Below are 23,349 nucleotides of genomic sequence, written 5' to 3'. Positions count from 1 at the left end.
GCCCGAAGGAGATGTGTGCGGAATATAACGCTTGCCCGGTTCGGGTCAGGCCCGCATTCGGGCGGCGCTACGTGTGTGTTGGCTGGATGTCAGCGAACGAACTCTACAGACGCGAAGCGCTCGTGCTTGTGGCTGGAGCCTCGGGTGATTCGGTGCGTTCATCGGCATCATCGCTCTGATCCGCGGAGCTTTGATCAAGATCATCCGAATCGCTGTCCTCAAATTCTACCCCAGCGTCCGGACCAATCCATTCCCGACCGGGCACATAGGCGCTGGGCTCGAGGCCGGGGTGACGGTGACGCTGCACCAGAATAATGATCAGACCGACGGCAATGGCCGCCATGGCCGCCCAGACGTTAGTGCGGATTCCGAAGTAAATCTCGCTCGGGTCAATGCGAATCGATTCAAAAAAGCTGCGACCCAGTCCGTACCAGATGAGGTAGGCGCCCAGGGTTTGCCCGAAACGCAGGCGAAACTTGCGTTCCAGATAGAGGATGACGGCAACACCAAGCAGGTTCCAGATGATTTCGTAGAGAAAAGTCGGGTGGAACAGCGTGCCGTCCGGCAGCCCCACCGGGAATGCCGGGTTGCTTGGGTCAATTTCCAGGCCCCACGGCAGGCTCGTCGGCAGCCCGAAAAGTTCGTGGTTGAACCAGTTGCCGAGCCGGCCGGTCGCCTGGGCGACGAGCAGCGCGGGTGCGACGGCGTCGGCGAAGGTCCAAAAGCGGATACCGGCCAGGCGGCAGCCGATCCAGGCACCGACGGCACCACCGATCAGGGAGCCGAAGATCGCGTTGCCGCCCTCCCAGATATACAGGGTGCGGAGCAGATCGGCTCCCTCGAAGAAGTAGTCGCCCGGGTGGGTGAGCACGTGGTAGATACGCGCACCGACGATGCCGAGCGGCACGGCCCAGAGGATGATGTCGAGTACGACTCCCGGCTCGGCGCCGCGCTTGGTGAGGCGGCGCGACGTGATGATCGTCGCGAGGATGATTCCGGCAAGGATGCACAGCGCGTAGGCGTGAATGCGGAACGGACCGAGGTCAAAGAAGCTCCACGCGGGGCTCGGGATGCTCGTGCTCAGAAGACTCAAAGACACCTGGGTACTACCTTTCATCGTGACTCACGCCACCTGGGGCGAATCGATCGCCTCGAACAATTTAGCGTAGAACGCGCCTGGATCTACCGAAGTGACAATTTACCGGGGCGGCGACGGCGGGCGAATATCGTTCGCGCCGGCGGCAAGTTCGAGCGCCAGGCGGGCAACGGCGGGTACTCCCCCGTCGGTGAGCGCTTTCACGAGCGCAGAGCCGACGATGGCGCCGTCGGCGTAGCCGAGAATCTCACGGACCTGCTCGGGGGTGGAGATGCCGAGGCCGACGCAGGCGCTCGTGCAGCCGGCGGCGCGCAGGCGTTCCACCAGGATACGAGCGGCGGCATCGACGCCCGCGCGAGCACCGGTGGTACCCATCGTTGAGACGGTATAGACAAATCCGCGGCTGGCTTCGATCGCCTGCACCAGGCGGGCATCGGACGAGGACGGCGCGGCCAGGAACACCCGGTCGAGTCCGGTGCGCTCGCTCGCGGCCATCCAGTCGGCGGCTTCATCGGGAATGAGGTCGGGGGTGATCAGACCCGCGCCCCCGGCGGCCCGGAGGTCATCGGCGAAACGCTCAGCTCCGTACTGAACGACCGGGTTCCAGTAGGTCATCACCAGAACGGGCGCGTCGACCTGCTCGGTGATGGCCCTGATCGCTTCAAAACCGTGGCGGAGTTTGAACCCGTTGGCCAGTGCCTGCTGGGTTGCCGCCTGAATGACCGGGCCATCCATCACGGGGTCGGAGTAGGGCAGGCCGAGTTCGATGATGTCGACGCCGTTGGCGACGAGGGCCACCGCCGCGTCGATGCTCTCGTTCAGGGTGGGGAAACCAACCGGCAGGTAGCCGATGAGGGCTCCCCCGCCCTCGGTCCGGCGGCGGGCAATGGTCTGTTCGACCGAGCTCACCATGCCGCTCGTCGTTCCATGTCGAAAAACGGGGGTGGTCATGACTGGTCAGCGCCTTCGTCGAGGAGGTCGAAGTACCGGCCCGCTGTTTCCATGTCTTTGTCGCCGCGACCGCTGAGGTTGACCAGGATGGTCGCTTCAGGGCCGAGCGCACGGCCGAGTTCGAGGGTGCCGGCGAGGGCGTGCGACGACTCGATCGCGGGGATGATGCCCTCGGTGCGGCTGAGCAGGCGCAGGGCGCTCATCGCCTCGTCGTCGCTGATCGGCAGGTAGGTGGCCCGGCCGATGCTCGCGAGCCAGGCGTGCTCCGGTCCGACCCCCGGATAGTCGAGGCCGGCCGAGATAGAGTGGGAATCGATGGTTTGGCCGTCTTCGTCCTGCAGCAGCATGCTGCGGGCGCCGTGCAGTACTCCGGGACGCCCCTTGGTGATGGTGGCAGCGTGCCGCGGCGTGTCAATGCCGTCGCCGGCCGCCTCATAGCCGAACAGGGCGACATCCGGGTCGTCGAGGAAGGCATGAAAGATGCCCATGGCGTTGGAGCCGCCGCCGACACAGGCTGTGACAGCATCCGGCAGGCTGCCGGTCAGGTCGAGCACCTGCTGACGGGCTTCTTCACCGATGATCTTCTGAAAGTCACGCACCATGGCGGGGAACGGATGCGGGCCGGCCACGGTTCCGAAAATATAGTTGGTGGTCTCAACGTTGGTGACCCAGTCGCGCATGGCGTCGTTGATGGCATCCTTCAGGGTGCGCGAGCCGGTCTTGACCGGAACGACCTCGGCACCGAGCAGGCGCATCCGGGCCACGTTGAGGGCCTGGCGTTCGGTGTCGACCTCGCCCATGTAGACGACGCACTCCAGCCCGAAGAGGGCGGCGACGGTGGCCGTGGCCACGCCGTGCTGGCCGGCTCCGGTTTCCGCGATGACGCGGGTCTTGCCGATGCGCTTGGTGAGCAGGGCCTGGCCCAGGGCGTTGTTGATCTTGTGCGAGCCGGTGTGATTGAGATCTTCGCGTTTGAGGATGATGCGGCCGCCGCCGGCGTACTCGGCGAAGCGCGGAACCTCGGTGATGATCGAGGGGCGACCGGCGTAGTTGACGTTCAACTCCATCAGGGCCGCGGCGAAGGCGGGATCGTTCTTGGCGAGTTCGTATTCCGCCGTGAGTTCATCGAGCGCCGCCACGAGGGATTCGGGCACGAACCGGCCGCCGAAGCCGCCGAAATACGGGCCGGACTGCGCACGCAAGGATTCTTTTCGCAAAGACATTTAAACCGCCAAAAACTCGGAGAGGGTTCGGATGGGGTCGCTCGTGACGAGCGCTTCGCCGACCAAGACGACGTCGGCGCCGGCTGCACGGTAGTGCGCGACGTCGGCGGCAGTCTTGACGGCGGATTCGGCGACTCGGATGACGCCGGACGGAATTTTGTCGGCCAGAGTCTCGAAGAGGTTCTGGTCGAGTTCAAAAGTGGACAGGTTGCGGGCGTTGACCCCGACCAGGCTCGCACCGATGTCGAGTGCGCGGCTCACTTCGTCGCCGCTGTGCGTTTCGACCAGGGCGGTCATGCCGAGCTCACGAATGAGATCGTGGAGGGAGACGAGGGTGGCCTGATCGAGCGCGGCCACGATCAGCAGCACGAGGTCGGCGCCGGCTGCGCGCGCTTCGAACACCTGATACGGGGTTCCGATGAAGTCCTTGCGGAGGATAGGAATGCCCACCGCAGCCCGCACCTGTTCGAGGTCGGTCAGTGAGCCGTGAAAGCGGCGACCCTCGGTTAGCACGCTGATAGCGCTCGCCCCGCCGGTCTCATAGGAGACAGCAAGTGCTGCCGGGTCGGTGATGGCCGCCAGGGAACCGCGGCTGGGGCTGGCCCGCTTGATTTCCGCGAGAATCTTGACGCGATCAGCCGGGGCCAAGGCCGCCAGCGCGTCGAGTGCGGGCGCGTGGGCGCGCGCCGCCGTCTCGACGGTCGCCAGCGGGCGAGTCAGGAGGCGTTGTTCGGCATCGGATACCGAGCCGGCGAGAAGTTCTTGAAGCACAAGGTCTCTTTGCAGCCGGTCAGTGGCCGGGCGACGTGGCATTGACGCCGTAGCCGACCTTGCTGAGTACGTAGCCGACGATGACGCCGGCGATGAGCAGTCCGAAGGACGCCCAGACGAGCCAGACCAGCTCGAAGAAGAAGGCTGTGGTGCCGATGGTGAAAGCGGCCAGCATGATGATGACCGCGGTCCAGGCCGCCGGGGAGTGGCCGTGTCCGGGATCTGACAGATCGATGCTCATGGTTCTCCTCGTAAATACGTTAACACTGCGTGCGTTGACCAGCGGGTCAAGTCTAGCGGAGCGACGGCCCGCCTTCAGCGAGCGGTCGGGTCTTCACCGCGACTGAGATCGTCCCAGTCGCCGACCGAGTCGCTCGCGGCGGTCGGTGCGGGCGGCGAGTCGCCGACGAAGGGCGCAGCCGGCACGGAACCGTCGGCTGAGGCGACCGATTCAAAACGCACGGCCTGGTACTTGCGGGTCGGGCCAGGCCAGCGCGCGCTGGTCAGGATCACCATCACCCCGGTGGCGGCCATGAGTACCGCCGCCGCCATGGCGACGTATGGCCACGGCGTGACAACTGTGCCGAGCACGCTCAGCTGAATGGATTCATGTCCGGCGATGCCCGTCGCTGCGGTGACCGCAGCGGCACTGGCTCGCGATGGGTCGTCGACCGCGAGGAACGCGGCGAGAAACACCGACACCCCGAGCAATACCTCGAGGGCGCCGAGCACGATGCGAATGAGCCGACCGGCAATGGTGAGGGCACCGGCCAGGGCGAAACCGCAGAGCGCGAGTGCCGTCAGCGCCGGCGCGGCGATGGCTCCGTCGATCTGCAGCACCTGGGTGCCAGCGTCGGGAAGTCCCACTTCCGCGTGGACCCAGACCTGGGTCCAGGCCAGCAATGCCAGTGCGCTCGCACCCAGAATGGTGAGGATGAGAATGAGTTTGAGCCGACGGGGCGACATCCGTTTGGCTGTTTCTGTCGGGGTATCGGGCACCATTAGAAAACCCTCCGCATCGCGTTGGCCACGGCGACCGCACGCAATGGTGCGGCGGCCTTGTTCTGGGATTCCTGGTACTCGGAGGCCGGGTCGGAATCGGTGACGACGCCGCCACCCGCCTGCACGCGGGCGATGCCGTCCTTGATCGTCGCGGTGCGAATGGCGATGGCGAGGTCGGCGTCACCAGCAAAGCCGAAGTAGCCGACCACTCCCCCATACACGCCGCGCTGGGCCGGTTCGAGGGCGTCGATGATCTCCAGAGCCCGCGGTTTCGGAGCGCCCGACAAGGTTCCAGCCGGGAACGTGGCGCGGAAGACGTCGATCGCGGTTTTGCCGGGCACCAGGTTGCCCTCGACCGAGGAGACCAGGTGCATGATGTGACTGAAGCGTTCGATGCGCATGAACTCGGTCACTTCAACGGATCCGGCCGTGCAGACCTTGAGCAGGTCGTTGCGGGCCAGGTCGACGAGCATGAGGTGCTCTGCACGTTCCTTGGGGTCACCGGCTAGTTCGATCGCGTAGTCGGCGTCGGCATCCGGTGTGGTGCCGCGCGGCTTCGAGCCGGCGATCGGATGGGTGAAGACACGTTGGTCTTGAACCTTGACGAGGGCTTCGGGTGAGGACCCGACGATCCAGTACGGGTCTCCGCTCGGTGTTTCCAGGCTCAGCAGGTACATGTACGGGCTCGGATTGAGGCTGCGCAGCACCCGGTAGACGTCGATTGGGTGCGCGGTGCAGACCTGGTCGAAGCGCTGGGAGATGACGACCTGAAAAACATCGCCATCGACGATGTGCTGCTTGCCGATGTTGACGGCGGCGAGAAAGTCTTCGCGCGTGGTGCGATTGCTCGGCGCGCTCGGTGCCTGCAGGTCGACCTCGGCTAGCCAGGATTCCCCGGGCGCGGCGAGGCGCTTTTGCAGGGAATCCAGGCGAGCCGTCGCATCCGCCCACAGTGTGTCTGGCGTGTCGGTGCCGTCGTTCAGGACGTTGGCGATGAGCTGCACGGTGCCGTACTTGTGGTCGAGTACGACGAGGTCGGCGACGAAGCTGAAGGACTGACCGGGTACGTCGTAGTCGGCCGGCGGCTGATGCGGCAGGCGTTCAATCTGACGGATCGCCTCCCACCCGATGAAACCGACGAGGCCACCGGTCAGCGGCGGGTGTTCGGGCAACCGCGGCGTCTGCCAGCGGTCGAACAGATAGGCCAGGGCTGCCAGCGGGCCCAGCTCTGCGGCGGAGCCCAAGGCCCGGTCGGCGGAGAGACCGTAGTCGATCCACCGGGTGTTGTCGCCCTCCTGGGTGAGCACGCCGAACGACGACACCCCCACGAAGGAGAAGCGCGACCAGATGCCGCCCTGTTCGGCGGACTCGAGCAGAAAACTGCCCGGCAAACCGTTGGCCAGCTTGCGGTATATGCCGACCGGGGTCTCACCGTCGGCGAAGAGCTCCCGAATGACCGGAATGACCCGATGCGCGTCACGGAGGGCATCGAACTGGCCCCGGGTTGTGGAGCCGGCGGTGCGGGCGCCCGTTACGGCCGGGGTGGTGGCTGTCATTCCGTGGGCCTTTCCATGGAGCCGGCACCGAGGTCGCGCCCGTCGAAACAGGTGCGCGAGCCGGTGTGGCAGGCCGCCCCAACCTGGTCGACCTGCACGAGCAGGGTGTCATTGTCGCAATCGAAGGCGGCCGAGTGTACGTACTGGGCGTGGCCCGACGTGTCGCCCTTTCGCCAGAATTCCTGCCGGCTGCGCGACCAGAAGGTGACGCGCCCTTCGGTGAGGGTGCGGCGCAGCGCCTCGCGGTTCATCCAGCCGAGCATGAGCACCTCGTGGGTGTCCCACTGCTGAATGACGGCGGGCAGCAGGCCGGATTCGTTGAAGACGGCGGCGTCAAGCTGGGTAGTGAGTTCGGCGCTCATCAGCGCACCAGCATTCCGGCGTCGGACAGCTCGCGCTTCACGTCGCCTACGGTCAGTTGTGCATTGTGAAAAACGGATGCCGCCAGCACGGCGTCCGCGCCGGCGCGGATAGCGGGGGGAAAGTCTTCGACCCGGCCGGCGCCACCGGAGGCGATCACCGGAACCCGACTGTTGGCCCGCATGAGCGCGATCAGTTCGGTGTCGAAGCCGGCCCTGGTGCCGTCGGCGTCGATCGAGTTGACCAGGAGCTCCCCCGCGCCCAGCTCGATCGCCTGCCGAGCCCAGGCCACGGCATCCAGGTCGGTCTCGGTGCGACCGCCGTGGGTGGTGACGATGAAGCCGCTCTCGGTGCGATGGGAGCGCTTCACATCGAGGCTCAACACGAGTACCTGGGCGCCGAACCGGTCGGCGATCTCATTAATCAGGGCCGGTCGGGCGATCGCGGCGCTGTTGACGCCGACCTTATCGGCACCGCTCGCCTGCAGGCGCGAGACGTCTTCGACGCTGCGAATACCGCCGCCGACGGTGAGCGGAATAAACACCTGCTCGGCCGTGGCTCGCACCACGTCGTAGGTGGTCGCGCGGTTGTCGACCGTGGCCGTGACATCGAGGAAGGTGAGCTCGTCAGCGCCCTGCTCGTAGTACCGGCGCGCAAGTTCGACCGGGTCGCCGGCATCGCGCAGGTTCTGAAAGTTAACACCCTTGACGACACGACCGTTGGCCACGTCGAGGCAGGGAATGACGCGCACACTCAGGGTCATGCTGTTTATCCTCTCGCGGGGTTCTTAGAGGCGGGCGTTGTGAATGGTGGTGACCAGAATGGCCCGGGCGCCGAGGGCGTAGAGGGCATCCATCACGTTGTTCATGTCGAGGCGGGCGATCATGACGCGCACGGCGGCCCACTCCGGGTCGTGCAGCGAGGACACCGTCGGCGATTCGATGCCCGGAGCAAGCGCTGCCGCAGCGTCGAGCAGGGCGACCGGAATGTCGTAGTCCAGCAGCACATACTGGCGGGCCACGAGTACGCCCTGCAGGCGGCGCAACAGGGTATCGATGCCGGCCTTGTCGTTGGTGGAGCTGATCAAGACAGCGGTGGACTCGAGAATGACCGGTCCGAAGATTTCGAGGCCCGCCTTGCGGAGGGTCGTGCCGGTGGAGACGACGTCGGCGACGGCATCCGCTACGCCGAGCTGAACGGCCGATTCGACGGCGCCATCGAGTTCCACGAGGTCGACGGTCACTGAGTGGGTGGCGAGGAAGCGTTCAACCAGGCCGGGGTAGCTCGTGGCGACACGCAGACCGTGGAGGTGCTTCAGCTCGGTGAAGCGGCCAGCCGGACCGGCGAAACGAAAGGTGGAATCGCCGAAGTCGAGACTGGCGATCTCCACGGCTTTGGAGTGCGAGTCGAGCAGCAGGTCGCGGCCGGTGATACCGACGTCGAGGGCGCCGGATCCCACGTAGGTGGCGATGTCACGGGGGCGCAGGTAGAAGAACTCGACCCCGTTGCGGGGGTCGGCGGTAACGAGGTCGCGCGGGTCGCGACGGCCGGTGTAGCCGGCTTCGGTGAGCATCTGCGCGGCGGTTTCAGACAACGAGCCCTTGTTGGGCACGGCAATTCTCAGCATGGGGGTACTTTCTCGGTTTTGGATCACGCGACTATTCACTGATTTCGAGCCAGCTGGTGCGCTGGCGCGGGTCACAGATGTCGGTAGATGTCGGCCGGAGAGAGCCCTTTGGCGATCATCATGACCTGCAGGTGGTACAGCAACTGGGAGATCTCAGCGGAGGTTTCGTCGTCGCTCTGAAACTCGGCCGCCATCCAGACTTCGGCGGCTTCCTCAACAATTTTCTTGCCAATGGCGTGCACGCCGGCGTCGAGTTCGCGTACGGTACCGGAGCCCTCGGGACGGGTGGCGGCCTTGTCGCTCAGTTCTACGAAAAGGTCATCAAATGTTTTCACGACTCTAGGTTACCCGCACCGTGACGGTGGCTGGCCGCGCTCTGGCGCAGCAGGGCGATCTGGGCGGCCGGATTCTCGGCCCCGAACACGCTGGAACCGGCCACGAAGGTGTCGGCGCCGGCCGCGGCTGCGATCTCGATGGTCTGCGCGGTGATGCCGCCGTCGACCTGCAGCCAGACGTCGAGGCCGCTGTTCTGCACCGTTGTTCGCAGCTGGGCAAGCTTCGGCATGGTTTCGTGCATGAACCTCTGGCCACCGAAACCGGGCTCGACGGTCATGACGAGCACCTGGTCGAATTCGGGGAGAAGGTCGAGGTAGGGCGTCACATCGGTGCCGGGCTTCAGCGCGAGACCGGCGCGGGCGCCGATCTCGCGCAATTTTCTCGCCAGCGCGACCGGTTCTGTCGTGGCCTCGGCATGAAAAGTGACCGAGTAGGCGCCGGCCTCGGCGTAGCCGGGCGCCCAACGCTCGGGGTCGTCGATCATCAGGTGGATGTCGAGCGGCAGCGGCGAGACCTGCTGCAGCCGTTGCACCATACCGAGTCCGAAGGTGAGGTTCGGCACGAAGTGGTTGTCCATGATGTCGACGTGCACCAGATCGGCCGAGCGGATGCGACCCAGCTCGCTCTCGAAATTGGCGAAGTCGGCGGCGAGGATGCTCGGATTGATGCGGGTAGCCATCCGCTCAGCTTATCGAGTGTGCGATCGGGCTAGGACTGTGCGGCAATCGCGGCGCCCGACGGCTGGGGGCGCACCCACGGGCGTGACCGCGCACGATCTGAGTGGCCGCTACGGTAACGGGCCTAGCGCGCACCCGTTTCGGGGGTGCTCATCCGCTGGACGCAACGAGCCCAAAAGACGTGGGGCTAGGGGGCGCGCTGCAGCAGGGTGATGAACATCGCGTCGGTGCCGTGGCGATGCGGCCAGAGCTGCACGCTGCCGGTGTCGGCGGGTAGGTCGAGGTTGGCGGCGCTGAAGGACTGCACGACGGCCGCGGTGTCGAGCGCGGTCACGCTGCCGCCGGCCTTGCGCACGGCGAGGGCAACGATCGCCCGGGTCTCGGCGGTGTGCGGCGAGCAGGTGACATAGGCCAGGATGCCGCCGGGCTTGAGCGCGAGCAGAGCCGCGTCGAGGAGCCCGGACTGCAGGCCGGCCAAGTCGGCGACGTCTTTGGGCTGCTTGCGCCAGCGGGCCTCCGGTCGGCGGCGCAGTGCACCGAGGCCGGTGCAGGGGGCATCGAGCAGGATGCGATCGAAGGTGTCGGCATGAGTCTGACCGATGGTGGTGCCGTCGATCTCCCAGACCGGAACGGTCTCCGGCAGAGCCTGCAGGGCAGTGCGCACGAGCGTTGCCCGCGCGGGAACGAGCTCGTTCGCCACGAGTTCGGCTCCCCCGGCGCGCGCCTCGGAGGCGAGCAGGGCGGCCTTACCACCGGGGCCGGCGCACAGGTCGAGCCAACGCTCCCCCGCAACGATCGGCTTGGCCCGGCTGAGCGCCAGGGCAGCGATCTGCGATCCTTCATCTTGCACCCGAACGCGACCCTCCGTGGCGGTCACCAAGTGGTACGGGTCTCCGGAATCCAGCACGAAACCGACCGGGGAGAATTCGTCGGCGAGGCCCAGCCGTTCACGGTCGGCGTCGGTGGCGAGGCCGGGCAGTGCGACCATGTTGACCTTGGCGGCCATGTTGTCGGCAGCGAGCAGGTCGGCGAGCTCGTCTTCGTGGCCTTCAGCTTTGAGCGCCTGGCGGAAGGCGCGCACGATCCAGGCCGGGTGCGAGTATTCGGCGGCGAGCCGGTCGTCGACGTTGACCGCCCCTTCGAGCACGCGCTCGCGCCATTCCTCGACGCTCGACCGGGCGATGGTGCGCAGCACCCCGTTGGTGAAGCCGGTCGCGGAGCGGGAGCCGACCTGTTTGGCGAGCGAGACGGATTCGTTGACCGCGGCGTGGGTCGCGACGCGGGTGGCGAGCAGCTGGTGGGCGCCGAGACGCAGTACATCGAGAATGGCGGGGTCGATGGCGCTCACCGGCCGGTTCGCGGCGAGGGCAATGACGCGATCGTAGAACCCCTGCATGCGCAGGGTGCCGTAGGTGAGCTCGGTCGCGAGGGCCGCATCCGCTGTACCCAGGGCGGCGCGCTGAATGCGGGTCGGCAGTAGCAGGTTGGCGTAGGCGTCGGACTCGCGAACGGCAGCGATCACCTCGTAGGCGATGCGGCGGGCCGGCTGCACGTTGTCGGCCGGGGCCTGGCGAGAGCGGGCCGGCGTCGTGCCGGCACGATCCATACGCGCGCGATCATCGCTCATGAAGCCGTCACCGATTCTGCTCCCACTCCGCGCCACCAGTCGTTTGCTGTCATTGCTGTCTTTCCGGCCGGTTGCACGCGCAGCAGAACCAGCGGTTCGGTCTGCGTGCCCACGAGCACTGCTTTATCGAGCTGCAGAATGGTTCCGGCAGGCAGATGGGGTTCGAGGGCGCTCGGCGCGACCTCGAGGAGTTTCAGAACGGCGCCGTTCACGGTGGTGAACGCGCCCGGTTCGGGTGTCACGCCACGAATGTGACTGTAGACGGACGCTGCCGGCCGGCCGAAATCGATACGCGCGTCCTCCCGCACCAGTTTGGGCGCGAGAGTCACCTCACCGGTCTGCGGGACGGCAACGGCGGTGCCGGCGGCGAGCTCGTCGACGACTCGCAGCAGCAGGTCCGCTCCGCGATGGCTCAGTTCCTCCAGAAGTATTCCCGATGTGGAATGTGCTCCGACGGGGCGGGAGAAGCTGCCGAACACGGCACCGGCGTCGAGTTCGGGCACGAGCTGGAACACGGCAGCACCGGTGAGTTCATCGCCGGCCAGGACGGCACGCTGCACCGGCGATGCACCGCGCCAGCGCGGCAGGATTGAGAAGTGCAGATTGATCCAGCCGAGGCGGGGAACGGAGAGCAGCGGCTCGCGCACGATTCCGCCGTAGGCGACGATGACGCCGAGGTCGGGCTGCAGGGCGCTGATGATATCGGTCGCCTCCGCATCGAGCCGGTTGGTCTTCAGCACCGGGTAGCCTCGTTCGGTCGCAGCCTGCGCGACCGGCGACGGGGTAAGGGTGCGTTTGCGGCCGAGGGGGGCATCCGCTCGGGTGATCACGGAGACGATCTCATGATCGGTCCCGGCCAGGGCAGTGAGGCTGGGGACGGCGACCTCCGGCGTGCCAGCAAAGACGAGTTTCATTTAGAGCAGCTCCGGGTCGTCGAATCGAACTTTAAGTGTAGGTGCCGGTTGGAACGAGCCGGACTTCGGCTTGCGACGCCTGGCCGCGTTGCGCACGACCGCCGCCTTGAGCGCGTGGGCGACCTCATCGCCTCGGGCGTAGCCGAACCGCACGACCGCACGCACCAGGGGCGGCTCGGTGTCCACCGGACCGAGCACGTCGAGGCCGGCGACCGCAGCCAGATCGGCCAGGGCAGCGTCGACGTCAGCGGCGGTTCCCGTCACGGACGCAACCCGCACGGCCGGCGGAAAGCGCAGCTGACGACGGTCGGCCAGTTCGCTCGCGGCGAACGTGTCGGGCCGCCAGGAGTTGAGTGCCCGGGCCAGGGCGCCGCCGACTCCGGTGAGCAGTACGGGCGCGCCGGGTGCAGCGAGGGCGGCGGCGTTGGCCCACCAGCGCAGGCAGTCTTCACCGACGCGAAGGGATTCGCGGGCCAGCATGCGTTCGCCGTCGAGAATGAGGATGGCCCGGTAGCCGCCGGTCGGCAGCGGTTCGGCGCCGCGGGTGGCGATGATGAGGGCCGGCTGCGGGCCGATGGTCTGCACGGTGTGCTCGCCGTCGGCGACGATCACTCGCGCCCCCGGGAAGGCGCGGCCGAGTTCTTCGGCGGTGCGGCCGGTGCCGAGCGTGACGACGCGCAGTTTGGTGCCCTCGCAGTGCAGGCAGGTCCAGCCGGCGGCCAGGGCGCCGCACCACCGGCAGGACGGCACGGAGGAAGCCGATTTGAGGCCGAGCGGTCCCTGGCAGTGCGTGCAGCGGGCGGCCTTCTTGCAGCTCTGGCACGCGAGCATGGGCGCGTATCCGGGGCTGGCGACCTGCACCAGCACGGGGCCGTGTTGGAGCGCTTCGCGGGCGGCCTGCCAGGCGGCCGAGGGGATGCGGGCCGCACGAGCCTGCTGATCGGGCTCGGACTGAAAATCGGTCGGAATGATGCGCGGGTGCCGGTCGGCGGCGGGACTCACCTCGCTGACGTAGCCGAGCTCGACCAGGCGCTGGGTCTCGACACTGCGGGAGTGGCCGAGCAGCACGAGGGCGCAGTCGGCGTCCTGCTGGCGCACGAGGGCGGCGTCGCGGGTGTTGACGTAGGGGCTGAGCTGCTCGGTGTAGAGCGGGTCGCCGTCGTCCCAGAGAGCGATCAGGCCGAGGTCGTGCGCCGGGGCATACACGGCAGACCGGTTGCCGAGGATGATTCGCGGCGCGGATTCGAGGCAGGCCAGGAAGGCACGGTACCGGTCGGGGTTGGGCTGGCGGGCGTCGACCCGGCTCAGCGGAAGGTCGGGGGCAAGCTGGGCGAGGGCGGCCTGCACCTGGTCCTGGTCGCGAAAGTCGGGAACGCACAGAATGGCGCTCTGCCCGGTGCCAAGGGTGGCGACGGCGAGTTCGGCGAAAGTTTTCGCCCAGCGTCCGATGGAAGTGCCGTCCTCGAGCTGGGTGAGTTCGGGGATCGCAGCGACGGCGACCCGGTGGCGCTCCACGATGGCGGTGTCGAGGCGGCCGGTCGGGTAGCCGACGAAAGCCGGGGTGGCCAGGGCGATAAGGACGGGTGACGGTGCCGGAATGGCGGTCTCGACGGGCTCAGACATCGCGGCCAACCAGGCCTTTTCGACTCGCACCTGGCGGGGCGGAACAGCGAGACGGATGATGTCGCTCGCGTTCCCCGCCGCCCGATCCGCTAGGCGGCGGGCCAGTTTCCAGACGTCAGGCGTGAGCACGACGGCCGTGGACACGACCGAGTCGAGCTCACTGAGGGCGCCGCGGTAGGCGCCATCCGCTTCAAAATCGACAACCCCTCGCGGGGCGCGCGGATCGAACACCTCGATCACGTAGGCGTCGACGACGCGACCGCCGGAACGAAACGGCACCTTCACGCGCACGCCAGCGGCCACCTGCCCGACCAGTTCGGCGGGTATGCCGTAGTCGAAAAGGTGGTCCAGTTGCGGCAGGGGGGAATCGATCAGCACCCGTGCGACGAGGCCGGTGTGCGTCATGACTGTGCCGGTTTCAGAGGCCGGCGGCGCTTCGCAGGTCGTCGACCTTGTCGAGCCGCTCCCAGGTGAAGTCGGGCAGCTCCCGGCCGAAGTGACCGTAGGTGGCGGTCTGCGCGTAGATGGGCCGTAGCAGGTCGAGTGAGTGGATGATCGCTGCCGGACGCAGGTCGAACACGTCCCGGATCGCCGCCGTGATCTCCCGGTCGGGCAGCACCCCGGTGCCGAAAGTCTCCACGTACAGACCGACCGGGGACGCCTTGCCGATCGCGTACGCGACCTGCACCTCGAGGCGTTCGGCCAGGCCCGCCGCAACAGCGTTCTTGGCAACCCAGCGCATGGCGTACGCGGCCGAACGGTCGACCTTGGACGGGTCCTTGCCGCTGAACGCACCGCCGCCGTGGCGGCTCGATCCGCCGTAGGTGTCAATGATGATCTTGCGCCCGGTGAGGCCGGCGTCACCCTGCGGGCCCCCGATTTCAAAGCGGCCGGTGGGGTTGATGAGCGTTGCCAGCGCGGAGGAGTCAAGGTCGATGCGCTCGAGCACCGGGCGAATAACAAGTTCTTCAACCTCGGCGCGCAGCCGCTCCGTGGTCACGGACGGCGCGTGCTGCGTCGATACCACGACGGTTTCGACGGTGCGGGGAATGATGCCGTCGTAGCCGATGGTGACCTGGGTCTTGCCGTCGGGGCGTAGATAGTCGAGTTCGCCGCTCTTGCGCACGAAGGCGAGGCGCTCGGCCAGGCGGTGCGCGATCCAGATCGGGATCGGCATGAGTTCGGGCGTCTCGCGGGTGGCGTACCCGAACATGATGCCCTGGTCGCCCGCGCCCTGCCGGTCGAAGTCGTCGAGGCTGGACTGCTCACGGGTTTCGAAGGCGTTGTCGACGCCCTGAGCGATGTCGGGCGACTGGCCGCCGATGGAGATTTCGACGCCGCAGGATCGGCCGTCAAACCAGACGTCGGAGGAGTCGTAGCCGATGTCGGTGATGCACTTGCGCACGATCGACGGAATCTCGACGTACGCCTCAGTGCTGACCTCGCCGGCTACGTGCACGAGGCCGGTGGTGACGAGGGTCTCAACAGCGACGCGGCTGTGCGGGTCGTCCGTGAGGAGGGCATCGAGGATACTGTCGGAGATCTGGTCGCAGATCTTGTCGGGGTGACCCTCGGTGACTGATTCCGAGGTGAAGAGGCGAAGATCGCTCATCTGGCCCGTCTCTGTAGAAGTTGAATGCCGGTCGCAGCTGAGGCTAACCGATCAGGTCAAGTATGCAATTGGCCACCGACATCTTGCTGCCGGAGACCTCATTCACTATAACTCCGTGGCGATCGAGCACCGTCACGGTGTTACGTTCCGTGCCGAAACCGGCGTCCTGCCCCACCCGGTTCACGACCAGGTAGTCGCAGCCCTTGCGGGTGATTTTGTCGCGACCGAGGGCCAGCAGCCGGTCGGCATCCGTTTCGGTTTCGGCGGCAAAGCCGATGATCAGTTGACCCGGCCGGCTGGCAGTAGAGAGCTCGGCCAGAATGTCGGGGTTCTTGACCAGTTCCAGCGTGAGGGTGTCCCCCACGTCTTCCTTTTTGATCTTGCCGACCTGCACGGACCGGGGCCGATAATCGGCGACCGCGGCGGCCATGATGATGACGTCGGCCGTTCCGGCGGCGCGCGTCATGGCCTCGTGCATCTCAAGGGCACTGCCCACGAGAACGGTCGTGATGCTGGTCGGAACGGCCACCTCGAGGTTGGCGGCGACCAGGGTGACCAAGGCCCCGCGGGCCAGGGCCGCCTGGGCGAGCGCGACGCCCTGCTTACCGCTCGAGCGGTTGCCGAGGAACCGCACCGGGTCGAGCGGTTCCCGCGTGCCGCCGGCGCTGATCAGTACTCGGCGACCGGCGAGATCCGCCACAGCGGATGCCGCAGCCTCACCAGCAGGCATCGCCCGGTCGAGCACGGCCAGCGCCACCGCGACGATGGTGTCCGGCTCTTCCATGCGGCCGGCGCCGGAGTCGGTGCCGGTGAGCCGACCGACGCCGGGGCCAACGATGGTTATACCGCGCGAGCGCAGCACGGCCACATTGGCGACCGTAGCGGGGTTGTTCCACATCTCGGTGTGCATAGCCGGTGCGATCACGAGCGGTGCGGTGCTGGCCAGAATGGTGTTACCGAGCAGGTCGTCGGCGAGGCCGGCGGCGAGTTTGGCGATGCTGTTGGCCGTTGCCGGTGCGACGACGATGAGGGCGGCGCTCTGGCCGATGGCCACGTGGCGTACCTCGGCGACGCCCTCATAGAGGTCCGTGTGCACCGGGTTACGCGAGATGGCCTCGAGGGTGGGCTTGCCGACGAAGCGCAGTGCCGCCGGGGTGGCGACCACGTGCACCGAGTCGCCGTTCAACACAAAAGCGCGCACAATGTTGACGGCCTTGTACGCTGCGATGCCGCCGGTGATACCGACGACAATCGTGCGAGGTGTCTTCATCCTGCGCGCTTAGTGGTTAGTGCTCTAGGCCTCGACGATCGGGCGGGAAACGAGCTTGTCGTCGTTGATCTCGCGCAGGGCCACCGAGAGCGGCTTGTCTTCGACGGTCGAGTCGACGAGCGGTCCGACGTTGTCGAACAGGCTGCCTTCGTGCAGGTCGGCGTAGTAGTCGTTGATCTGACGCGCACGCTTGGACGCGAAAATCACGAGGGCATACTTCGAGTCGACCTTGGAGAGCAGGTCGTCGATGGGCGGGTCAATGATGCCAGTGGGCTTGTTCGCCATTGGTGTCACACTCCTAATAGAGCACGGCCTGAGGCCAGTGCGAATCTGTTGTTAAACGAAAACATGAGCGGTATACGTGCCCGGAGACACGCAAGAATTCAGCAGAAACGTGCGCTACGGCATGCTGGATGCAGCGCGGATCTCCATCAAGTCTACGACCTCACGGGCGGCGTCGCCGACATCGTGGTTGATCACGCGGTAATCGAACTCGCCCTGGGCCGCCAATTCCAGCTTGGCGGTCTCGAGTCGACGGGCCTGTTCGGCGGCATCTTCGGTGCCGCGGCCGATCAGGCGGCGCACCAATTCGTCCCAGCTCGGCGGCAGCAGGAACACCAGCCGGGCTTCGGGCATGGCACGGCGCACGGCGCGAGCCCCCTGCAGGTCGATCTCGAGCAGCACGCTGTTGCCGGCTGCGATGGCCGTATCAACCGGGCCGCGGGGGGTGCCGTAGCGGTAGGCGTTGTGCACCTTGGCCCACTCGAGCAGTTCGCCGCCCGCGACCATGCGGTCGAATTCGTCGTCGGAGACGAAGTAGTAGCTGACCCCCTCGGTCTCCCCCGGGCGCGGTGCGCGCGTCGTGGCCGAGACGGAGAGCAGCACGTCGGGGTAGTTCTCCCGGATATAGCCGGCGACGGTGCCCTTGCCGACCGCGGTGGGGCCGGCGAGAACGATGAGTTTGGAGTCGGCTACGCCGTGCCGGAGCGTGGGCCGTTCGGAGAGAAAGTCCCGCAGCCGGTCGCGCTGGTGCCGGCCCAGGCCGCCGAGCCGCTTAGACGGCGAGATTTCGAGCCGATGGATGATGCGCTGCATCTTGGTCACACCGATGGCCGGAATGCTCACGAGCAGCTCGGTCACTCGCAGCCGCCCCTCGACCCCGATCGGGTCCTTGATCGCGGTGGCGAGCACCTCGAGGGCGGTTCGTTCGCCCGAAGCAACCTCGGCTTTGACCTTGGCGCGGGCTCGCCTGGCAGCGACGGCGGCGCGCGACGCAGCCACCCGGTCGACTTCGGGCGGGGTGGGACGGTTTTCAGCCACGAACGGCACCTACTTCGGTTACTCGGCGCTCAATGGCTTCTTCGATCCGGTGGGGTCCGGCCGAGAGCACACTGCGCGATTCACTCACGATAACCCCTCCGGCGTATTCACCATATATCAAGGTCAGATCCATAATATTCCCTCCCTGGTGACCAAAACCGGGGGCGAGCACGGGAGTTCGAAATTCGGTCGGCGCCCGCAGCACGTCGATGCCGAAGGCGGCCAGGTCGAGAGTGGCTCCGAGCACGACGCCGATCGACCCGAGACCGGTCGCCAGACCAGCGGATGCCGCACTAGGGCCGGCCCGCGCGTTCCGCGCTCCCACGTCGTCGAGAATGGCCCGGGCGACGCTCGATCCCTGGAACGGACCGTCGGCCACGATGGCCCGCTGAACGTCCGCGGCCTCGGGGTTGGAGGTCGCGGCCAGCAGAAACACACCCTTGCCGTTCGATGCGGCGAGGGTGAGTGGTGAGTCGAGCGAACCGACACCCATGTACGCGGCGAGGGTGAGGGCATCCACTTCGAGCGGGGAACCGGGCGTGAACCAGGCCTGCGCGTAGGCTTCGACGCTCGTGCCGAGGTCGCCGCGTTTGGCGTCGCCGATCACGAGCAGGCCGGCCGACCGGGCGTCGGCCAGCACGCGTTCGAGCGCCAGGAAGCCCGCCGAACCAAAGCGTTCGAAGAAGGCGACCTGCGGTTTGACGATACCCACCCGGCCGGCCGCAGCCGCGACGACGGCACGACCGAACGATTCGACGCCGGCCGCGGTGTCGGGCAGGTTCCACTCACCAAGCAACCAGGAATGCGGGTCGATGCCCACGCAGAGCTGGCCGTAAGTGGCAAACATCCGCTCGAGCCGGTCACCAAAGGAAACCGGGCTCACAGCACGGCCGCTGTTCACAGCAGAGCGGTTCGGGCCGTGGCGTATTCCTGAAGCGAGGTCACCTCGAACCCGTCGCGAATCGAGTCGATCGAGGCTACTGCGGCGCTGAGTTCGGCGATCGTGGTGAACAGCGGCAGGTCGCCGGCCACTGCGGCGGCACGAATCTCGTAGCCGTCGGCGCGTGCCGTGCTGCCGCCGGGGGTGTTGATGACGATCTGGATCTCTTCGCGGCGAATGAGCTCGACGATGGAGACGTCGTCCTCGTCGGTTTTCTCACTGAACTTGGTCACGACGCGGGCGCGGATGCCGTTTCGCTGCAACACCTCGGCGGTGCCGATGGTTGCGGTGATCTCGTAGCCAAGCTGCTGCAGGCGCAGCATCGGCAGGATGATCGCTCGCTTGTCGCGGTCGGAGACCGACACGAACACGGTGCCGGAAAGCGGGATTCCGCCGTAGGCGGCGAGCTGGCTTTTGGCGAACGCCCGCGGGAAGTCGCGGTCGATGCCCATGACCTCGCCGGTGGAACGCATCTCCGGGCCGAGGATGGAGTCGACCACGAGGCCCTCGGGGGTGCGGAACCGGTTGAACGGCAGTACGGCTTCCTTCACGGCGACCGGCGCTTCGATCGGCACGCGGGAGCCGTCGATGAGCGGCAGCTTGCCCTCCGCCTTCAGCTCGGCGATGGTCGTGCCGACCATGATGAGCGCGGCTGCCTTGGCGAGGGTGATGCCCAGTGCCTTCGCGACGAAAGGCACCGTGCGCGAGGCGCGCGGGTTGGCTTCCAGCACGTAGAGCACTCCGGCGCCGATGGCGAACTGCACGTTGAGCAGGCCTTTCACTCCGATACCGCGGGCGATGCCGAGGGTCGCTTCGCGCACACGGTCGATTTCGGCGCGCCCGAGGGTGACCGGCGGCAGGGTGCAGCTCGAGTCGCCGGAGTGGATGCCGGCTTCTTCGATGTGCTCCATGACGCCGCCGATGTACAGTTCGTGGCCGTCGTAGATGGCGTCGACGTCGATCTCGATGGCATCGTCGAGAAAACGGTCGACCAGAAGCGGATGCCCCGCCCCGATGATTCCCTGTCCGGCCATGCGCTGAAAGTAGTCGGCCAGCGATGGGGAATCGTAGACGATCTCCATGCCGCGTCCGCCGAGCACGTAGCTCGGGCGAACGAGCACCGGGTAGCCGATTTCTTCGGCCACCACCACGGCGCCGGCAAAGTCGATCGCTGTTCCGTTGCGGGGGGCGAGCAGGCCGGCGTCGTCGAGGATCTTCGAGAACAGGCCGCGCTCTTCAGCCAGGTCGATGGCGTCGGGCGTGGTGCCAAGAATGGGGATGCCGGCCGCTTCGAGTCCGCGGGCCAGGCTCAGCGCGGTCTGGCCGCCGAGCTGCACGACCACGCCGACGAGTTCGCCGCTCTGGCTTTCAGCGTAGATGACCTCGAGCACGTCTTCAAGGGTGAGCGGTTCGAAGTACAGTCGGTCGCTGGTGTCGTAGTCGGTGGAGACCGTCTCCGGGTTGCAGTTGATCATGATGGTCTCATATCCGGCGTCCGACAGGGCGAAGGAGGCGTGTACACAGGAGTAGTCGAATTCGACGCCCTGCCCGATGCGGTTCGGTCCGGACCCGAGGATAACGACCTTGCGGCGGTCGCTGGCGACAACCTCGGTCTCGGTGTCATAGCTCGAGTAGTGGTACGGCGTGAGGGCCGGGAACTCCCCCGCGCAGGTGTCGACGGTCTTGAACACGGGGCGCACACCGAGAATGTGCCGCACCGTGCGCACATCCGCTTCGCCAAAGCCGCGCAGTTCGCCGATCTGCGCGTCGGAGAAGCCGTGGTCCTTGGCGAGGATCATGACGTCGCGGTCGAGTCGGTCGGCGGCTTTGACCTGCTCGGCGATCTCGTTGATCAGCACGATCTGGTCGATGAACCACGGGTCGATCTTGGTCGCAGCAAAGACCTCGTCGATTGTCGCGCCGCGGCGCAGGGCCTGCTGCACGGTGACGATGCGGCCGTCGGTGGGAATCTCGGCGGCGGCGAGCAGTTCCTCGACAGAGCGGGTCTCCGCGCCCCAGTGAAAGCTCGAGCCGCGCTTTTCGAGCGAGCGCAGTGCCTTCTGCAGGGCGGAGGCGAAGCTGCGACCGATGGCCATCGCCTCGCCGACCGACTTCATGGTCGTGGTCAGCCGCTGGTCAGCGGCCGGGAACTTCTCGAACGCAAACCGCGGAACCTTCACCACGACGTAGTCGAGCGTGGGTTCGAAGCTCGCCGGGGTGACTCCGGTGATGTCGTTGGGGATCTCATCCAGGCGGTAGCCGATGGCGAGTTTGGCGGCGATCTTGGCGATCGGGAAGCCGGTCGCCTTACTGGCCAGGGCGGAGGAACGCGACACCCGCGGGTTCATCTCGATCACGATGACGCGGCCATCGACCGGGTTGATCGCGAACTGGATGTTGCAGCCGCCGGTGTCGACGCCGACGGCGCGGATGATGTCGATCGAGATGTCGCGCAGGTGCTGGAATTCACGGTCGGTCAGGGTGAGCGCCGGGGCGACGGTGATCGAGTCGCCGGTGTGCACGCCGACCGGGTCGACGTTTTCGATGGAACAAACGACGACCGTGTTGTCGGCCGTGTCGCGCATCATCTCGAGTTCGTACTCTTTCCAGCCCAAGATGGATTCTTCGAGCAGCACCTCGGTGGTCGGGCTGTGGTGCAGGCCGTCAGTGACGATGCGGCGCAGTTCCACCTCGGTGTAAGCGAAGCCGCTTCCGAGGCCGCCCATGGTGAAGGAGGGGCGTACAACGAGCGGGTAGCCGAGGTCATCGGCGTAGCCGATCGCTTCCTCGACGGTGCGGGCAATGTACGAGCGGGCCACGTCGGCGCCAGCGTCGAGCACGAGCTGCTTGAAGATCATGCGGTCTTCGCCCTTGTTGATGGCGTCGAAGCTCGCGCCGATCAGCTCCACGTTGTACTTCTGAAGGATTCCGCGCTCGTGCAGCTGGATGGCCGCGTTGAGGGCGGTCTGCCCACCCAGGGTGGGCAAAATCGCATCCGGTCGTTCCTTCGCGATGATCGTCTCAAGAATCTCGGCGGTGATCGGTTCGATGTAGGTGGCATCGGCAAAATCGGGGTCGGTCATGATGGTGGCCGGGTTCGAGTTGACCAGGATGACGCGTACGCCCTCCTCGCGCAGAACGCGGCAGGCCTGGGTGCCGGAGTAGTCGAACTCGCAGGCCTGGCCGATGACGATCGGGCCGCTGCCGATGACAAGAACGCTGTTGATATCGTCGCGCTTGGGCATTATTTGGTTTCTCCTGCATTGGCGCTCTGCGAAGCCAGCACAACGTCTCTGAATCGATCGAAAAGGTGGTTGGCGTCGTGCGGGCCGGCGGCGGCCTCCGGGTGGTACTGCACCGAGAAGGCGTTGATGTCGAGGCAGCGGATGCCTTCGACGACCTGGTCGTTGAGGCTGTAGTGGCTCACTTCAACCCGTCCGAAGCCGGCGCGGGAGTCGTGGATGCCCTCGATGGGCATGTCGACGGCGAAACCGTGGTTCTGCGAGGTGATCTCGACCCGCCCGGTGGTCTTGTCGAGCACCGGCTGGTTGATTCCCCGGTGGCCGAACGGCAACTTGTAGGTGCGAAAGCCGAGCGCCCGGCCAAGCAGCTGGTTGCCGAAGCAGATGCCGAAGTATGGGATGCCCGCGCGCAGCACCTCCTGCAGCAGGGTGACGTGGGCGTCGGAGGCGGCCGGGTCGCCGGGTCCGTTCGAGAAGAACAGGGCTGAGGGCTTCAGCGACAAAACGTGCTCTGCGGTCACCGACTGCGGCAGCACGAGCACTTCGAAGCCCCGCTCGGCCAGGTAGGTGAGCGTGCTGGTCTTCACGCCGAGATCGAGCACCGCGACGGAGCCGATACGTTCTCCGACGGCGGGGATGGAGAAGGGTTCGACGGTCGAGACCTCGAGCGACAGGTTGCGGCCGCGCATGGCAGCGCCCGAGCGCACCCGTTCGAGCTGTTCGCTCTCGGACAGGCCGAACAGATCACCGGAAAAGATACCGCTCCTCATGGCGCCCGCGGAGCGGATGTGACGGGTGATCGCCCGGGTGTCGATACCGCTGATCCCGACCACGCCCTGCTCTTCGAGATCATCGTCGAGGGTGCGGGTGGCGCGATAATTGGAGGCGATACGCGCGGGTTCCCGCACGATGAAGCCGGCGACCCAGATCTGACGGGACTCCATGTCCTCATCGTTCATGCCGGTGTTACCGATGTGCGGGGCGGTCATGAGCACGATCTGCCCGGCGTAGGACGGGTCGGTCAGGGTCTCCTGGTAGCCGGTCATGCCGGTGGCGAAGACGATCTCGCCGAGGGTCTGCCCCTCACTGCCGTAGCTGCGGCCCACGAAGCGGCGACCGTCTTCAAGCACGAGTACGGCTGGGCCGGGCTTGTCCGTCACGGAGAAGGTGGCGTTCAGCGCAACGGATGCTGCGGGCTGGTC

The 23,349-nt window shown here is 66.5% G+C and carries 22 protein-coding genes; all 22 read right to left on the bottom strand.

What is annotated here, in order from left to right; genetic code table 11:
• Positions 1 to 103 precede the first annotated feature (103 nt).
• Positions 104 to 1,093, bottom strand: a complete 990-nt coding sequence (gene lgt / locus BLS91_RS07365; RefSeq protein ID WP_233197321.1) for a prolipoprotein diacylglyceryl transferase — start codon at positions 1,091 to 1,093, stop codon at positions 104 to 106.
• A gap of 105 nt (positions 1,094 to 1,198) precedes the next feature.
• A complete protein-coding gene (trpA, locus tag BLS91_RS07360; RefSeq protein ID WP_167552423.1) occupies positions 1,199 to 2,008 on the bottom strand; it encodes a tryptophan synthase subunit alpha in 810 nt (269 codons plus the stop codon).
• A gap of 35 nt (positions 2,009 to 2,043) precedes the next feature.
• Entirely contained in the window at positions 2,044 to 3,270 is a 1,227-nt protein-coding gene (gene trpB, locus BLS91_RS07355; RefSeq protein WP_092340081.1) for a tryptophan synthase subunit beta, read from the bottom strand.
• Positions 3,271 to 4,041: an indole-3-glycerol phosphate synthase TrpC gene (trpC, locus tag BLS91_RS07350; RefSeq protein ID WP_092340080.1), complete on the bottom strand. Its 771-nt coding sequence runs from the start codon at positions 4,039 to 4,041 to the stop codon at positions 3,271 to 3,273.
• 19 nt (positions 4,042 to 4,060) lie between these two features.
• Positions 4,061 to 4,282, bottom strand: a complete 222-nt coding sequence (locus BLS91_RS07345) for a DUF6704 family protein (RefSeq protein WP_092340079.1) — start codon at positions 4,280 to 4,282, stop codon at positions 4,061 to 4,063.
• Between the two features lie 74 nt (positions 4,283 to 4,356).
• Positions 4,357 to 5,043, bottom strand: coding sequence for a Trp biosynthesis-associated membrane protein (locus BLS91_RS07340; RefSeq protein WP_092340078.1), 687 nt, complete (start codon positions 5,041 to 5,043; stop codon positions 4,357 to 4,359).
• Entirely contained in the window at positions 5,043 to 6,599 is a 1,557-nt protein-coding gene (locus BLS91_RS07335) for an anthranilate synthase component I (RefSeq protein WP_092340077.1), read from the bottom strand. The genes BLS91_RS07340 and BLS91_RS07335 overlap by 1 nt, the downstream gene beginning before the upstream one ends.
• The gene (gene hisI / locus BLS91_RS07330) at positions 6,596 to 6,961 is read right to left on the bottom strand and encodes a phosphoribosyl-AMP cyclohydrolase (protein WP_092340076.1); all 366 of its coding nucleotides are present in this window, start codon (positions 6,959 to 6,961) and stop codon (positions 6,596 to 6,598) included. Before hisI ends, BLS91_RS07335 begins: the two co-directional genes overlap by 4 nt.
• On the bottom strand, positions 6,961 to 7,722 hold the full coding sequence (hisF, locus tag BLS91_RS07325; protein ID WP_092340075.1) for an imidazole glycerol phosphate synthase subunit HisF: 762 nt from the start codon (positions 7,720 to 7,722) through the stop codon (positions 6,961 to 6,963). Before hisF ends, hisI begins: the two co-directional genes overlap by 1 nt.
• A 24-nt stretch (positions 7,723 to 7,746) precedes the next feature.
• A complete protein-coding gene (gene hisG, locus BLS91_RS07320; RefSeq protein WP_092340074.1) occupies positions 7,747 to 8,586 on the bottom strand; it encodes an ATP phosphoribosyltransferase in 840 nt (279 codons plus the stop codon).
• Positions 8,587 to 8,657: 71 nt separating this feature from the next.
• Entirely contained in the window at positions 8,658 to 8,921 is a 264-nt protein-coding gene (locus tag BLS91_RS07315) for a phosphoribosyl-ATP diphosphatase (RefSeq protein WP_092340073.1), read from the bottom strand.
• Entirely contained in the window at positions 8,918 to 9,601 is a 684-nt protein-coding gene (rpe, locus tag BLS91_RS07310) for a ribulose-phosphate 3-epimerase (RefSeq protein WP_092340072.1), read from the bottom strand. The genes BLS91_RS07315 and rpe overlap by 4 nt, the downstream gene beginning before the upstream one ends.
• A gap of 185 nt (positions 9,602 to 9,786) precedes the next feature.
• Complete coding sequence (locus tag BLS91_RS07305; protein ID WP_092340071.1) at positions 9,787 to 11,226, bottom strand: RsmB/NOP family class I SAM-dependent RNA methyltransferase; 1,440 nt, start codon at positions 11,224 to 11,226, stop codon at positions 9,787 to 9,789.
• Positions 11,223 to 12,140 carry a methionyl-tRNA formyltransferase gene (fmt, locus tag BLS91_RS07300; RefSeq protein WP_092340070.1) on the bottom strand — a complete coding sequence of 306 codons (918 nt, stop codon included), beginning with the start codon at positions 12,138 to 12,140 and terminating at the stop codon, positions 11,223 to 11,225. Before fmt ends, BLS91_RS07305 begins: the two co-directional genes overlap by 4 nt.
• The gene (locus BLS91_RS07295; protein ID WP_092340069.1) at positions 12,141 to 14,168 is read right to left on the bottom strand and encodes a primosomal protein N' family DNA-binding protein; all 2,028 of its coding nucleotides are present in this window, start codon (positions 14,166 to 14,168) and stop codon (positions 12,141 to 12,143) included. It abuts the gene before it with no gap.
• Positions 14,169 to 14,181: 13 nt separating this feature from the next.
• Positions 14,182 to 15,375, bottom strand: a complete 1,194-nt coding sequence (gene metK, locus BLS91_RS07290; RefSeq protein WP_092340068.1) for a methionine adenosyltransferase — start codon at positions 15,373 to 15,375, stop codon at positions 14,182 to 14,184.
• Positions 15,376 to 15,418: 43 nt separating this feature from the next.
• Complete coding sequence (coaBC, locus tag BLS91_RS07285; protein ID WP_092340067.1) at positions 15,419 to 16,645, bottom strand: bifunctional phosphopantothenoylcysteine decarboxylase/phosphopantothenate--cysteine ligase CoaBC; 1,227 nt, start codon at positions 16,643 to 16,645, stop codon at positions 15,419 to 15,421.
• Positions 16,646 to 16,669: 24 nt separating this feature from the next.
• Positions 16,670 to 16,930, bottom strand: a complete 261-nt coding sequence (rpoZ, locus tag BLS91_RS07280; RefSeq protein WP_092107764.1) for a DNA-directed RNA polymerase subunit omega — start codon at positions 16,928 to 16,930, stop codon at positions 16,670 to 16,672.
• 114 nt (positions 16,931 to 17,044) lie between these two features.
• Entirely contained in the window at positions 17,045 to 17,965 is a 921-nt protein-coding gene (gene gmk / locus BLS91_RS07275) for a guanylate kinase (protein WP_092340208.1), read from the bottom strand.
• The gene (gene pyrF / locus BLS91_RS07270) at positions 17,958 to 18,848 is read right to left on the bottom strand and encodes an orotidine-5'-phosphate decarboxylase (protein ID WP_276326790.1); all 891 of its coding nucleotides are present in this window, start codon (positions 18,846 to 18,848) and stop codon (positions 17,958 to 17,960) included. Before pyrF ends, gmk begins: the two co-directional genes overlap by 8 nt.
• 14 nt (positions 18,849 to 18,862) lie before the next feature.
• Positions 18,863 to 22,150, bottom strand: coding sequence for a carbamoyl-phosphate synthase large subunit (gene carB / locus BLS91_RS07265; protein ID WP_092340066.1), 3,288 nt, complete (start codon positions 22,148 to 22,150; stop codon positions 18,863 to 18,865).
• On the bottom strand, positions 22,150 to 23,307 hold the full coding sequence (gene carA, locus BLS91_RS07260) for a glutamine-hydrolyzing carbamoyl-phosphate synthase small subunit (RefSeq protein WP_241983146.1): 1,158 nt from the start codon (positions 23,305 to 23,307) through the stop codon (positions 22,150 to 22,152). The genes carB and carA overlap by 1 nt, the downstream gene beginning before the upstream one ends.
• Positions 23,308 to 23,349: the final 42 nt, after the last annotated feature.

The organism is Cryobacterium flavum, assembly GCF_900103805.1.
Taxonomy (GTDB): domain Bacteria; phylum Actinomycetota; class Actinomycetes; order Actinomycetales; family Microbacteriaceae; genus Cryobacterium; species Cryobacterium flavum.
This window is presented reverse-complemented; position numbering and strand designations above follow the sequence as displayed.